This window comes from Allobosea sp. 10L417 (assembly GCF_056395485.1).
Genome location: NZ_JBFTJP010000013.1, coordinates 45,678 through 59,761, shown reverse-complemented (window position 1 = coordinate 59,761; position 14,084 = coordinate 45,678). Strand labels below are relative to the sequence as shown.

Here is a 14,084-nt window from a genome sequence, read left to right as displayed (position 1 = left end):
CGCTTCGCGGCTTGTCCGGAATGACGGGGAGCCCGGTCCTACTCGCCCATCGCGATCAGGCTGGCATTGCCGCCGGCCGCCGCGGTGTTGATCGTCACCGTCTGCTCCGTGGCGAAGCGGGCGAGGTAATGCGGGCCGCCGGCCTTGGGGCCGGTGCCCGACAGCCCGTGGCCGCCGAAGGGCTGCACGCCGACCACCGCGCCGATGATGTTGCGGTTCACATAGATGTTGCCGGCCGAGAGGCGCTCGGCCACGCGCTCGACCGTCGTCTCGATGCGCGAGTGGACGCCGAGCGTCAGCCCGTAGCCGGAGGCATCGATCGCATCGATCACCTTGTCGAGCTCGCCCGCCTTCCAGCGCACGACGTGCAGGATCGGCCCGAAATGCTCGGCGGTGAGGTCGGTGACGCGGTCCAGCCTGACGATATGCGGCGCGACGAAGGTGCCGCCGAGATCGGGTGCCTCACCGGCCCAGGCGACGCGGCCCTGCTGCCGCATGGCGGCGACATGGCTGTCGAGCCGCTGCTTGGCGGCGTCATCGATGACGGGGCCGATATGGATATCGAGCCGGCGGGGATCGCCGAGCTTGAGCTCCTTGGTAGCGCCTTCGATCATTTCGAGCATCTTGTCGGCGACGTCGTCCTGCACCACGAGCAGCCTGAGCGCCGAGCAGCGCTGGCCGGCCGAGCGGAAGGCCGACATCACGACATCGTCAGCGACCTGCTCCGGCAGGGCGGTGGCATCGACGATCATGGCGTTGAGACCGCCGGTCTCGGCGATCAGCGGCACGATCGGGCCGTCCTTGGCGGCGAGCGCCCGGTTGATGCCGCGCGCTGTCGCGGTCGAGCCGGTGAAGGCGACGCCGGCCACGTCCTTATGCGCGACCAGCGCCGCGCCGGCCTCGGTTCCGCCCGGCACGAGATGCAGCGCGCTGACCGGCACGCCGGCCTCGTGCAGGATCTTCACCGCGACCGTCGCGATGATCGGCGTCTGCGGCGCCGGCTTGGCGACGACGCTATTGCCGGCGACGAGCGCGGCGACGACCTGGCCGGTGAAGATCGCGAGCGGGAAGTTCCAGGGCGCGATGCAGACGAAGGCGCCGCGCCCGCGCAGGATCAGGCGGTTCTCCTCGCCGGTCGGGCCGGGCAGCACTGTAGGGGCCGCGAACTGCTCCTCCGCCTGTGCGGCGTAGTAGCGGCAGAAATCGACGGTCTCGCGCACCTCGGAAATGGCGTCGTCGATGGTCTTGCCGGCCTCGCACTGCAGCAGCGCGATCAGCAACCCGTGACGGGCCTCCATGATGTCGGCGGCCCTGCGCAGCGCAGCGGCGCGGATGCGGGCCGGCGTCTCGCTCCAGGCGCGGAAGCCGGCCTTCGCCGCGAGCAGGGCACGTTCGGCGGTCGCGGCATCGGCCTCGATGACCTTGCCGATCGGCTTGTTGTCGATCGGCGAGCGCACGTCGCGAGCGGCGCCGGGCTGGGCCCTGCCGTCGATGATCGGCGCGGCATCCGGGAAGCTCTTCGCCGCCGCGATGTCCTTCACCAGCGCGTCGAGGCTGGCTTCGTGGCCGAGCTCAGTGCCGGCCGAGTTCTTGCGCGACGGCCCGTAGAGATCGGCCGGAAGCGGGATGCGGCGGTGGCGGGCCGCGCCCGGCGTGCCGATGATGTCGGCGGGTGCGAGCAGAAGCTGCGAGACCGGCACGTCGGGATCGCCGGAGGCGCTGACGAAGGAGGAGTTGGCGCCGTTCTCGAGCAGGCGGCGGACGAGATAGGCGAGCAGGTCCTGATGGCCGCCGACCGGCGCATAGGTGCGGCAGGCATAGCCTTCGTTCTCGCGCAGCAGCTTCTCGTAGAGCGCCTCGCCCATGCCGTGCAGGCGCTGGAACTCGAAGCCCTCGGCATTACCAGCCATCTCGGCGACGGTCGCGACGGTCAGCGCATTATGCGTGGCGAATTGCGGGATGATGCGGGGCCTGAGCTTCAGGAGCTGGGCCGCGCAGGCCTCGTAGTTCAGGTCGGTCATCGCCTTGCGGGTGAAGACGGGATAATCGGCCAGCCCGCGCTCCTGCGCGCGCTTGAGCTCGGTGTCCCAGTAGGCGCCCTTGACCAGCCGCACCATCATGCGCCGGCTGTAGGTCTCCGCCAGCCGGCCGATATGGTCGATCACGGCCGAGGCGCGCTTCTGATAGGCCTGGATGGCCAAGCCGAAACCGTCCCAGCCGTCGAGCGAGGGATCGGCGAAGACGGCGTCGATCACATCGAGCGACAGCTCGAGCCGGTCGGCCTCTTCGGCGTCCACGGTGAAGTTGAGGTCGTAGCCCTTGGCCTGACGGGCGAGCTCGATCACCTTCGGCACGAGTTCGGACAGCACGCGCTCATGGTTGGTGGCGTCATAGCGCGGATGCAGCGCCGAGAGCTTGACCGAGATGCCCGGCCGATTGGGCAGCTTGTCATTGCCGGCGGAGCGGCCGATGGCGTCGATCGCATCAGCATAGGACTTGAAATAGCGGTCGGCATCGGCCTGGGTGCGCGCGCCTTCGCCGAGCATGTCGAAGGAATAGCGGTAGAGCTTGCCGGTGCCGGAACGGGCGCGCTTCAATGCCTCCTCGATCGTCTGGCCGAGCACGAAATGGCTGCCCATCACGCGCATCGCCTGGCGGGTCGCGGTGCGCACGGTCGGCACGCCCAAGCGCTTGGCAAGGCTGCTGACGATACCCGTCGGCGTCTCGCCCGGCTGGATGACGCGGGCGGTGATGCCGAGCGCCCAGGCCGAGGCCGAAACCAGGAAGGCATCGGATTTCGACTCGTGATGGGCGAAGTCGCCCTGGCCGAGCTTGTCCTCGATCAGTTGGTCGGCGGTGGCGGCGTCCGGCACGCGCAGCAGCGCCTCGGCCAGCACCATCAGGGCAAGCCCTTCCTTGGTGGAGAGCGAATACTCGCGCAGCAATTCCTCGATGCCGCCGAGCCCGACCTTGCGGGTGCGGATGGCATCGATCAGCCCGGTCGCGCGCGCGTCGATCCGGGCCTTGGCGGCGGGGTCGCGCCGGGCGCCGGCGAGCAGGCGGCCGGCGATGGCGCCGTCATCCTCGGCATAGGGCGCGCGGAAAGGCGGCATGGCGGTACGCGGGGCAGAGGCGACCATAAGGGGCTCCGAAGGAGGCTGGACTGGATTATCTGAAGGATGGTGGATCAACCGCCGCATATCAATTGGCATTTCATTGGTATTTCCAGTATGAAATCCAATTATATGGCAATTTTATAGAGAATTATCATGCTGGATAGGACGGATCGCCGTATCCTCGCTCTGCTGCAGGGCGATGGCCGCATAGCCGGCGTCGAGCTTGCCGAGAAGGTCGGGCTTTCTCCCACCGCCACGGGCGAGCGCCTGAAGCGGCTGACGCGCGACGGCTACATCACCGGCTACCGCGCCACGCTCGATCCGGAGAAGCTCGGCCTGCACCTCCTCGTCTTCGTCGAGGTCTATCTCGACAAGACGACGCCGGATGCCTTCGAGCGCTTCGCCGCGGCGGTGAAGCGGGCGCCGGAGGTCCTGGAATGCCACATGGTCGCGGGCGGCTTCGACTATCTGGTCAAGACGCGCGTGGCGGACATGAACGCCTATCGCCGCTTCCTTGGCGAGGTGCTGCTGGCTCTGCCGGCGGTGCGGGAGACGCGGACCTATGCGGTGATGGAAGAAGTGAAAACCGACGGCGCACTGCCCTTGTAATGAAACATCTGCCGCGTTGACGCCATTTCAACATCTTATGCTGTCAAGAAGCATGGACGATGCGGAGATGCCGCATCGCGGTCAGCAAGGCGCCCGGAGTCCTGCCATGCCCCTCGTTCCGCCCCCTCGTTTCCCAGTCCTGTGTCGGCGCGGGTTCGGGCAGCTGGCGGCCGGCGTTGTGGCGGCCTGCATCGCGGGCGGCGGCGCTGCCCGTGCGCAGGGCAATACGCCGGTTCGCTTCGCCCTGGACCGGCGTTTCGACGGCTTGACCGCGCCTTTCCTGGCCGCGCAGGACAAGGGCTATTTCGGAGCCGAGGGACTCGATGTCACCATCGAGCCGGGCAGCGGCTCGCGTGCCATGCTGCAGCGGCTGGCCGCTGGCGCGCAGGATGCCGGCTTCGGGGACGTCAATGCGCTCATCCGCTTCCGCGACGAGAACCCCGGCGCCGATCTGAAGGCGGTGATGATCATCCACGATCGGCCGGGCTTCGCGCTCATCGGCCGCAAGAGCCGGGGCATCACGGCCGAGCCGGCGAGCCTGGAGGGCCGCAAGCTGGGCACGGCGAGTGCCGAGGCCAGCTTTGCGCAGTGGCCGATCTTCAAGAGCCTGAACAAGATCGACGACAGCAAGATCAGGCTGGAGACCGTAGGTCTTCCGGTGCGGGAGCCGATGCTGGCCTCCGGGGAACTCGATGCCGCCTTTGGCTTCGGCACCTCGACCTATGTTTCCCTCAAGGGGCGCGGTGTGCCGGCGGACGACATCGTGCTGATGGAAATGGCCGATCATGGCCTTGTGCTTTATGGCAACGCCGTCATCGTGGCGGGCAAGTTCGCCGCCAGCAAGCCCGATGCGGTGCGCGGTCTTGTGCGCGCCGTCACGCACGGGGTCCGTGATGCCGTCCTGAACCCTGGCGCGAGCGCGCAGCTGGTGGTTCGCCGCAACGAGGACGCTCAGCCGGAGATCGAGCGCGAGAAGCTCGGCATGGTCAACGAGCGGAACGTGCTCACGCCCTATGTCCGGGCGCACGGCCTGGGCGGGATCGATGGCGAGCGCTGGTCGCAGGCGCTGGATCAGCTCACTTTGGCGGGAAGCTTCCGGGACAAGGCGCGCGCGGGCGATGCATTTTCGGACGCATTCCTGCCGCCAGCCGGCGAACGCATGTTCTGAGCGCATCGTGACGCACGGAGAGGCCGCGCTGCGGGTAGGTGACAGTGGCTGAGCGCGTGCCTATCGTGCCGCGCCTGCCACCGGACCTCCATCTTGATATTGCCAGACCTGACCGACTACGCCGCATTGCGTGACGCTTTCCGCTGGCGCATTCCGGATCGCTACAACATCGCCGTCGACGTTTGCGACCGCTGGGCGGCGAGCGCGCCGGAACGGTCGGCCATCATCGAGGTTTCGCAGGATTGGCGGGTGACGCCGGTCAGCTTCGGCTGGTTCCGCGAGCATTCCAACCGACTGGCCAGTGCCCTGCGCGCGCGCGGCGTCGGCCGCGGCGACCGTGTCGCCATCCTGCTGCCGCAGGGGCGGGAGGTGCTGACCGCGCATCTCGCGGCCTACAAGCTCGGCGCTATCGCGGTGCCGCTGGCGGCGCTGTTCGGCGTGGATGCGTTGGCCTACCGGCTGGAGGATTCCGGCGCGAAGGTCGTGGTGACCAACGAAGCCGGCCTCGCCAAGCTCCGCCAGATCGCGCAGCCGCTGCCGGAACTCGCTTTGCTGATTTCGACCGACGGGCCGGATCGCGGCGTGCAAGGTTGGGACGAACTCCTCGCCGAAGGCAGCCCCGATTTCACGCCGGTGGAGACCACGCCGGACGATCCCGCCTTGATGATCTATACCTCGGGCACGACTGGTAATCCGAAGGGCGCGCTGCACGGCCACCGTGTCCTGCCCGGCCATCTGCCGGGCGTGCAGATGCCGCATGAATTCATGCCGCGGCCGGGCGACCTCGCCTGGACGCCGGCCGACTGGGCGTGGGCCGGCGGCCTGCTCAACATGCTGCTGCCGGCGCTGCATTTCGGCGTCGCGGTGGTCGCGCGGCCGGTGACGCGCTTCGAGCCCGACGAGGCCTATCGTCTGATCCAGGATCTCGGCATCCGCAACGCCTTCGTGCCGCCGACCGCGCTGAGGATGCTGCGCGGCGCCGGCAATCCGCGCGGCCGCTGGCGGCTCAACCTGCGCACGGTCGCGGCGGCGGGCGAGGCGCTCGGCGCCGAGACGCTGGCCTGGGGGCGCGAGGCGCTGGGCCTCACGATCAACGAGGCCTATGGCCAGACCGAGTGCAATCTCGTCCTTGCCTCCAGCGCCGCCATCGGCGTGAGCCGGCCCGGATCGATCGGCAAGGCGGTTCCCGGCCATGATGTCGCGATCATCCGCCCGGACGGCTCGGTCTGCGCGCCGGGCGAGGAGGGGCAGATCGCCGTGCGCCGGCCCGACCCGGTGATGTTCCTCGAGTACTGGCGCAATCCGGAGGCGACGGCGGCGAAGTTCGTCGGCGACTGGATGACCACCGGCGACCAGGGCGCGCAGGATGTCGACGGCTATGTCCGCTTCATCGGCCGCGACGACGATGTCATCACCTCCTCCGGCTATCGGATCGGGCCGGGCGAGATCGAGGATTGCCTGCTGAAACATCCCGCAGTCTCGCTCGCTGCGGTGGTCGGCAAGCCCGATGCGTTGCGCACCGAGATCGTCAAGGCCTTCATTGTGCTGAAACCGGGTCAGGACGGCTCGCCGTCTCTGGTATCCGAGCTTCAGAACTTCGTGCGCTCACGGCTTTCGGCACATGAGTATCCGCGCGAGATCGCGTTTCGGGGCGAATTGCCGCTGACCACGACGGGCAAGATCATCCGCCGTGTGCTGCGGGCCGAGGCCTGAACAGCGACTGGCCGATCCGCCGGCGAATACGCGCTGCCAGATCGGCCGGGGTGCCGGCCCGTCGATGGTTGAGGCGCAGCGTTCCGAAGCCGCCGCTCACGGCTTCGAAGATCGGCAGGCCGCCAGCGAGCCTGATCGAGCGCGCGGGAGCGGCCTTGCGCATCATCGCCAGGAGCAGCGCCAGCGGCCTGGCCGGGGCCAGGCCGTCATCGCCGGCCGCCAGATAGAGCCAGCGCGACGGAGCGCGGCCGAGCGTCAGTGCTGCCGCTATCGGCTTTTCGTCCAGCATCAGCAGCGCGATCCGGCACAGTTTCTGTCGGCTGAGGTTGCGGCTCATGCTGCGCAGGAAGGCGGCCTCGCGGATATCCTGAAGAGTTGCCCGGCCGGTCTGCCCACGTTGGCCCGACGCCTCCAGCGCAAGCAGGATCTCGACGGCGTCGCGCCGGCCGGCAAGGGTCGAAGGTTCTTCGAGGCGCAGCGTTCCCTGTGCCTCCAAAGCCGTCCGTGCCTCCTTGGGGCCTGCCGAGTCCGCCAGCCGCGGGCCGGACAAGCCAAGATCTTGCCAGTCCGCCGCGAAGCCGTGCCTGCGGGCAATGCGGATGAGTGCCGTCGCGAACGGTCCGGCCGGATCGACCGCCGGGAATGTCAGGCCGGCGGTCGGCCCAGCCTCCCGGCGCCAGGCACGCAGCAGCGCGGACAGGGCTGGCGCCACGAAAGTGCTGTCGATCAGGGGCGTACCGTTGAACAGGCGGGGATCGGCGAATTCGTCGAGAGCCTCGGCCGCGAACAAGCGCTGGCGCCGGCGGAACGGCACGAGGCCGATCAGCCGGCGCGGTTGCCGTGCTGCCTCGCCCTGCCAGAGCAGCATGAGCGCGACGTCACGAAACGAGACGAGATGCTGGGCCGCAGCGAGCGCGAATCCGGGATCGAGAAAGGGATTGGGCTCGATCGCACGCGCTGCGAGATCAGCCCATTCTTCGACGATCCCGTCGCAGGAGGAGAGCGGGCGGATTTCGCAGTGCACTGCCGTGCCGGGATGCGATCGCGCCCCGGTCGGCACCATCGACGCCGTGCCGCCCACGCTAGCCAGGGCCATGATCTTGCTCATCCGCTCCCGCTCCCGATGCGTCGCTCCGGCGCAAGGCTGTGCCGTAATGGCGAGACACGGGCATGTGCCTCGCCATGCGGGAGAGATGCTTCAAGAAACAGGCCGCCGCGGCTGTGTCAGGGCGACCAGTCAAGGGTGGCTAGGATTGCGCGGCCTCGGCGCGCTCCGCCTGCTGGCCGAGGAAGGCCGACCACAGGCGTTGGACGGTCTCCTCCTCGATATCCTTGACGATCAGGACCAGGCGCGAGCGCCGGTCGGCATCAGGCCAGGAGTCGAGCGTGACGGGCGGATGCAGGATCTGCTGGACGGCATGCACGAGCAGCGGGCGCCCGGGCTGCTCGGCTACATCGACCAGGCCTTTCAGCCGCAGCAGGCGCGGGCCATGGACCGAGCGCAGCAGGGTCCAGAACAGATCGAAGGTGCTGCGGGTGACAGGCCGATCGGCCGTCAACGCGAAGGCGCGGATCGCTTCGTCGTGACGATTGACGTCATGCGGGTCCTGCCCGTGATGGTGATGTCCGTGTCCGTGATCATGGTGATGATGGCTGTGGCCGTGATCGGGGATTTCGGTTTCGGCCAGCCAGCGGCGCAGCGCAGCCGGGCGCTCAGCCAGATCGTAAAGGCCGGCGCCCGTCAGCGCGCTCGCCGCCGCATCCGGAGGAAGGATCTCGACGCCGGGATTCAGCGCGGCGAGGCGTGCGCGCAGCGCATCGGCCGGGCCTGCGAGGTCGGTCTTGGTCAGGACGAGCCGGTCGGCGGCGACGACCTGCCGGCGCGCCTCCTCATGGCCATCGAGCGTAGCCATGCCGTTGACGGCGTCGACGAGCGTGACGACGCCGTCGAGCCGGAAGCGCATGGCAAGATAGGGGTGGTTGATCAGCATGTTCAGGATGGGCGCGGGGTCCGCGAGGCCGGTCGTCTCGATGACGAGGCGGGCAAAGGCGCCGATCCGGCCATTATCCCTCCGGCGCAGCAGATCCTCGAGCGTGACGATGAGGTCGTCGCGGATCGTGCAGCACAGGCAGCCGGATTCGAGGAGGATCATGTTCTCCTCGACACCCTCGACCATCAGGTGGTCGAGCCCGATTTCGCCGAATTCGTTGACGAGCACCACGGTGTCCGCGAGCGCAGGGTCTTTCAGCAGCCGGTTCAGCAGCGTCGTCTTGCCGGCGCCGAGGAAGCCGGTGAGCAGCGTCAGCGGTATGGGAGCAGGGCGGGCATTGGCGCCGGTCATGATCTGTCGTCCGGTCTCAGCGCATCGGACCGAAAAGGCTAATCCACCTTCCGGGAAAATCCGACGCTTCGTCAAATAGCCGGAGCCCCGCCATGCATCCTGGGACACACGACGATCCAGCCTTCAGGCAGGCACCACGCTCCGCCTTGAGTGTTCTACTATTACATTAATGACCAGCGCGAGGATGACAAGGGCGCCCCCGGCATATTGCAGCGACCCCAGGCGCTCGGCGAGCACGATGGCGGCGATCGCCACGGCGAAGACCGGTTCGGCGCAGAAGGCGAGGCCGGCCGGCCCGGGCGCGATGCGCGCCAGCGCCAGGATCTGGAAGAGGAAGCCGATGATGTAGCCGCCATAGGTAATGGCGACGGCGATCGGCGCGAGCAGGAAGGTCTGCGGCGGCAGCAGCCCGCCCGTGATCAGCAGGATCGCCAGCGTCACCGGCAGGATGACGATATGCGACCAGAACAGCTTCGGCAGCGTCGCGACCTCGGCGCAGCGCGCGGCGGCGAAGAACTGCGCGGTGGCGCTGAGGCTGGCGATGAAGGCGAGGGCGAGCCCGCGCGGATCGAGCCCGCTGAGGTCGGGGCCGACGACCAGTGCGATTCCAAGGAAGGCCAGGAGCGCGACTGCGAACCGGTCGGCCCGGAAGGGGGCTGCCGTGAACAGCGGTTCGGTCAGCACGATCAGGATCGGAAAGGTGTAGAACACCACAGCCGCGACCGAGACCGGCACGAAGCTGACCGAGGAGAGATAGGCGGTGCCGACCAGCGCGGTCGCGAGACCGAAGAGCAGGACGGGCTGCCGTTCGTCGCGGGCGAGACTGAGGGAACTGCGCCAGGCCAGCGCGGCGCCCCCGACCAGAATCAGCATCAGCAGGACGCGGTAGAAGACGAGCAGCGGACCGCTGAGGCCGACCTGCCCGGCGATCTGCGCGCTGACGATATTGGTGCCGAAGGCGGCCGCCGAGGCAAAAGCCAGCAGCAAACCCTGGCGAGCGCTGGCTGCCCCCGTGTCCAATCAGGCCTCAGGCGTCGCTGGCGGGCTTGGCCTTCGCCTTGGCCGCGGGCTTGTCGGCCTGCGGCTTCACGGCGGCCTGCGACGGCCGGGGCTTGGGCAGCGCGCTCGTGCTGGCGGGCACCTTGCCGGGCTGGGGCTTGGTCGCCGGAGTCTTTGCGGGCTGGGGCTTGGCCGCTTGCGCCTTGGCGTTGCGGGGAGCGGGTTTGATGCCGGCGGCCGCGCCCGCACGCAGGCTCGCGGCATTCGCCGCACCGCGCTGGACCGCGCCCTGAAGCCGCAAGGGGCCGGCCTCGAAGGCATTGGCGGAGGGCTGGACCGGCGCATCGGCCGGGGCGAAGGCGGTGGTGCCACGCGGGATCGCGCCATTGCTCGACGCGGTGCGGCGCGGCGCAATGGCGAGCCCGGCGGCGACGGGAGCGCCCGGCTCGATCGTCGGGGCCGTGCCGCGCGCGACCCGCGATTCCGGCTGGGCCGTGGCGTTGGCGGCGAGCGGAGCGGCGGCGGAGCCGGCGGTTCGGCCGAAGGAGACCTGAACCGGCACGACCTGCGCGCGCTGGCCGAGAACGATGCGCCCGCGCGGCGAGCGCGTGGCGACGGGGCCTGCTGATTGCGTCGTGAAGCCGCCGAACCGGCCGCCGTCCGAATCATTGCCACCGGCGGCAGCCGAAGCGGCGATGGGGCCGGAGATGTCGGCATCGTCAGCCAGCGCCACGCCGCCGCCGCGATGGCGAACGTCGTCGCAGATATTCGGCGCGCGCGTGCCGCTAGGCGCCATGGAGGCGACGGTGATGCCGCCGCCGCCCCAGCGACTGAAGCCGTCGTCGAGGAGCTGGGCGGCCTTAACGGTGCGCTCGACCCCGGAAACCGAGCCGAGCACCACGGCGATCAGCGTCTTGCCGCCGCGGCTGGCCGTCGCAACGACGTTGAAGCCGGAGGCGCAGGTGAACCCCGTCTTCATGCCCTCGATGCCGGGATAGCGGCCGACCAGGCCATTGGTGTTCTGCATCACCTGCTTGCCGAGCTGCACGGCAGAGGTGTTCCAGTAGTCCGAATATTGCGGGAAGTCGTGCATCAGCGCCATGGCGAGCACGGCGAGATCACGCGCGCTGGTCTGCTGGTCAGGATGGTCCCAGCCATTGGGGTTGACGAAATTGCTGTCGCGCATGCCGAGGCGCTGAGCCTCGGCATTCATCATGCCGACGAAGGTCGGGACATCGCCGCCAACGCCCTCGGCCACGACATAGGCGATGTCGTTGGCCGATTTCACCATCATGATCCGCAGCGCGTTGTCGAGCGTGATCTCCTGCCCCGGCCGGGCATAGACCTTCACGCGCGGCTGGCTGGCTGCGAGCTTCGAAACCGGGATCGCGGTCTCCAGTGCGAGGCGCCCTTCCCGCACCGCCTTCAGCGCGAGATAGATCGTCATCATCTTGGTGGTGGAGGCCGGCCGCCAGGCCTGCGTCGCGTTTTCGCTCGAGAGAACCGCACCGCTCGATGCGTCGACGACCAGACTCGCCCCGGCGAGAGCGGGGCCCGTCGCGATGAAGCTGAGGGCGAGGACGGCGGCAAAGCGGGAGGGGGTCATCGGGCGGGCTTTGAACCTGTCTGGATGAAACTGGCGGGACGAAGAGGAAGCGGGCAGTCTGGACCAAGCGGGACGCGCAGCTTTCAACGCGACGCATGCGGCATTTTCGAGACGGCCGACGCAGTCGCCAGCCAGCAGATGCATACCTACCCTCTGCCGAGCGATTTGCCTAGACAGGAGCGTCGGTTCAAAAGCTGCGGGCAACCTTAGGCGCTCATTCCTTCCCGGAGCTTACCGTGGCTTTTGGCCTTCTCTGGATTCCGGCGACGATTCTCGCCTCGCTGCTGCAGACTGCCCGCAATCTGGCGCAACGCTCCCTCACGGACATCATCGGCGTCGTCGGCGCCACGCAGGTGCGCTTCCTCTTCGGCCTGCCTTTCGCCGTGCTGTTCCTGGTCCTGGCCTGCATCGGTCTGGAGCGGCTGCCGCCGGCCGTCGGCATGGCTTCCCTGGGCTATACGCTCTGGGGCGCGCTGACGCAGATTGCGGCGACGGCGCTGATGCTGGCGGCGATGCGCGAGCGCTCCTTCGCGGTCACCACCGCCTACACCAAGACCGAGCCCGTGCAGGTCGCGCTGTTCGGGGCGTTCCTGCTTGGCGACGCGCTGACGCCGCTGAAGTTCCTCGCCATCGCGATCGCGACGGCCGGTGTGATCGTCGTCTCGTGGAAACCCGGCGAGAAACTGACCCGCGCCGGCCTGCGCCCGGCCGTGCTCGGCATCGTCTCGGGTGCCTTCTTCGCCCTCTCGGCGATCGGCTTTCGCGGCGGCATTCAGGCGCTGCCGGAGGGCGGCTTCCTGATCCGCGCCTCGACCATTCTCGTGCTCGGCCTCGGCTTGCAGACGCTGATCCTCACGGCCTACCTGCTCGCCGCCAATCGCGAGGCCCTGTTACGGAGCCTCAAGAACTGGCGCCGGTCGCTCTCCGCCGGCTTCCTCGGAGCCGCCGCTTCGCAGTTCTGGTTCATCGGCTTCTCGCTGACCACGGCCGCGAATGTCCGCACGCTGGCGCTGATCGAGGTGCCGCTGGCGCAGATCGCCTCGCGTCGCCTCTTTTCCGAAGGCACAAGCCGGCGCGAGATCTTGGGCATGGCGATGATCGTCGGCGGCGTCGGGCTGCTGCTCTCGGTGGCATTGCGATGAGCCCAGCAGCCAGCTAGTGCTGGAGACAAGAAGAGTCAGCCGATCCACGCACGGCGATCATGCACGGATACCGGCTTGCCGGGCGGCGCAAGGCTGCCAAGATGACGTGTAGCTACACATTATAAGGAGAGCCGTCATGAGCGCTGCAATCGTCGGCTGGGCGCATACGCCGTTCGGCAAGCAGGATGCCGAAACCGTCGAAAGTCTCATCGTGCGGGTCGCGGCCGACGCACTGGTCGATGCCGGCATCACCGCCGATCAGGTCGACGAGATCGTGCTCGGCCACTACAACGCCGGCTTCTCGGCACAGGACTTCACCGCCTCGCTCGTCCTGCAGGCCGATCCGGCCCTGCGCTTCAAGCCGACCACCCGCGTCGAGAATGCCTGCGCCACCGGCTCCGCCGCCGTCCATCAGGGCGTGCGGGCGATCAAGGCAGGCGACGCCAAGATCGTGCTCGTCGTCGGCGTCGAGCAGATGACGAAGACGCCGGGGGCAGAGATCGGCAAGAACCTGCTCAAGGCCTCCTATCTGCCCGAGGATGGCGACACGCCGGCCGGCTTTGCCGGTGTCTTCGGCAAGATCGCCGCCGCCTACTTCCAGCGCCACGGCGACCAGTCCGACGCGCTCGCGATGATCGCGGCCAAGAACCACAAGAACGGCGTCGAGAACCCCTATGCGCAAATGCGCAAGGATCTCGGCTATGCCTTCTGCCGCGAGGAGAGCGAGAAGAATCCCTATGTCGCCGGCCCGCTGAAGCGCACCGACTGCTCGCTGGTTTCGGACGGCGCCGCTGCGCTGGTGCTGGCCGACGAGGCGACCGCCTTGCAGATGCGCCGCGCCGTCGGTTTCCGCGGCATGGCCCATGTCCAGGATTTCCTGCCGATGTCGAAGCGCGACATCCTGAAGTTCGAGGGCGGCGCGCTCGCCTGGCAGAAAGCCCTGGCCCAGGCCGGCGTGACGCTCGACGACCTCTCCTTCGTCGAGACGCATGACTGCTTCACCATCGCCGAACTCATCGAATACGAGGCGATGGGCCTGACCAAGGAAGGCGACGGCGCCCGCGCCATCAAGGAAGGCTGGACGCAGAAGGACGGCAAGCTGCCGGTCAATGCTTCCGGCGGCCTCAAGGCCAAGGGCCATCCGATCGGCGCGACCGGCGTCTCGATGCATGTGCTCTCGGCCATGCAGCTCACCGGCGAGGCGCCGGAGGGCATGCAGCTCAGCGAGCCGCGCCTCGGCGGCATCTTCAACATGGGCGGTGCCGCGGTCGCGAACTACGTCTCCGTGCTCGAACGCATCAAGTGAGGCGGGCGTCCCGGGCAAGCGCAGAGCGGCCTAGCGGACAGCGGGAGCGCCGGAACACAGGCCGCCGAGCAAAGGCGGCCTGA

At 68.4% G+C, this 14,084-nt stretch carries 10 protein-coding genes; 5 read left to right on the top strand and 5 right to left on the bottom strand.

The window, feature by feature from the left end; translation table 11 throughout:
- Nucleotides 1-38: 38 nt before the first annotated feature.
- Nucleotides 39-3,140 (bottom strand): bifunctional proline dehydrogenase/L-glutamate gamma-semialdehyde dehydrogenase PutA, encoded by a 3,102-nt coding sequence (gene putA, locus AC1DE3_RS24740; RefSeq protein WP_476852839.1) that lies wholly within the window; start codon nt 3,138-3,140, stop codon nt 39-41.
- A 126-nt stretch (nt 3,141-3,266) separates the two neighbouring features.
- On the opposite strand from putA, the gene AC1DE3_RS24735 reads away from it, so the two are divergent.
- From AC1DE3_RS24735 to AC1DE3_RS24725, 3 genes are all read left to right on the top strand, one after another.
- Nucleotides 3,267-3,725 (top strand): Lrp/AsnC ligand binding domain-containing protein, encoded by a 459-nt coding sequence (locus tag AC1DE3_RS24735; RefSeq protein ID WP_441510104.1) that lies wholly within the window; start codon nt 3,267-3,269, stop codon nt 3,723-3,725.
- 106 nt (nt 3,726-3,831) lie between these two features.
- Nucleotides 3,832-4,893, top strand: coding sequence for an ABC transporter substrate-binding protein (locus AC1DE3_RS24730; protein WP_476780707.1), 1,062 nt, complete (start codon nt 3,832-3,834; stop codon nt 4,891-4,893).
- A 96-nt stretch (nt 4,894-4,989) separates the two neighbouring features.
- A complete protein-coding gene (locus AC1DE3_RS24725) occupies nt 4,990-6,606 on the top strand; it encodes an AMP-binding protein (protein ID WP_476780746.1) in 1,617 nt (538 codons plus the stop codon).
- Here AC1DE3_RS24725 and AC1DE3_RS24720 read toward each other — a convergent pair.
- From AC1DE3_RS24720 to AC1DE3_RS24705, 4 genes are all read right to left on the bottom strand, one after another.
- Nucleotides 6,575-7,714, bottom strand: a complete 1,140-nt coding sequence (locus tag AC1DE3_RS24720) for a GNAT family N-acetyltransferase (protein WP_476780708.1) — start codon at nt 7,712-7,714, stop codon at nt 6,575-6,577. The two genes, AC1DE3_RS24725 and AC1DE3_RS24720, sit on opposite strands and share 32 nt — an antisense overlap.
- A 139-nt stretch (nt 7,715-7,853) precedes the next feature.
- The gene (locus AC1DE3_RS24715; protein ID WP_476780709.1) at nt 7,854-8,948 is read right to left on the bottom strand and encodes a CobW family GTP-binding protein; all 1,095 of its coding nucleotides are present in this window, start codon (nt 8,946-8,948) and stop codon (nt 7,854-7,856) included.
- A 123-nt stretch (nt 8,949-9,071) separates the two neighbouring features.
- Nucleotides 9,072-9,968, bottom strand: a complete 897-nt coding sequence (locus tag AC1DE3_RS24710) for an EamA family transporter (protein ID WP_476780710.1) — start codon at nt 9,966-9,968, stop codon at nt 9,072-9,074.
- A gap of 7 nt (nt 9,969-9,975) precedes the next feature.
- Nucleotides 9,976-11,553 carry a D-alanyl-D-alanine carboxypeptidase family protein gene (locus AC1DE3_RS24705; RefSeq protein ID WP_476852838.1) on the bottom strand — a complete coding sequence of 526 codons (1,578 nt, stop codon included), beginning with the start codon at nt 11,551-11,553 and terminating at the stop codon, nt 9,976-9,978.
- Nucleotides 11,554-11,789: 236 nt separating this feature from the next.
- On the opposite strand from AC1DE3_RS24705, the gene AC1DE3_RS24700 reads away from it, so the two are divergent.
- Both AC1DE3_RS24700 and AC1DE3_RS24695 read left to right on the top strand, forming a co-directional pair.
- Entirely contained in the window at nt 11,790-12,695 is a 906-nt protein-coding gene (locus AC1DE3_RS24700) for an EamA family transporter (protein ID WP_441509583.1), read from the top strand.
- 136 nt (nt 12,696-12,831) lie between these two features.
- Nucleotides 12,832-14,001 (top strand): acetyl-CoA acetyltransferase, encoded by a 1,170-nt coding sequence (locus tag AC1DE3_RS24695; protein WP_476780712.1) that lies wholly within the window; start codon nt 12,832-12,834, stop codon nt 13,999-14,001.
- Nucleotides 14,002-14,084: the final 83 nt, after the last annotated feature.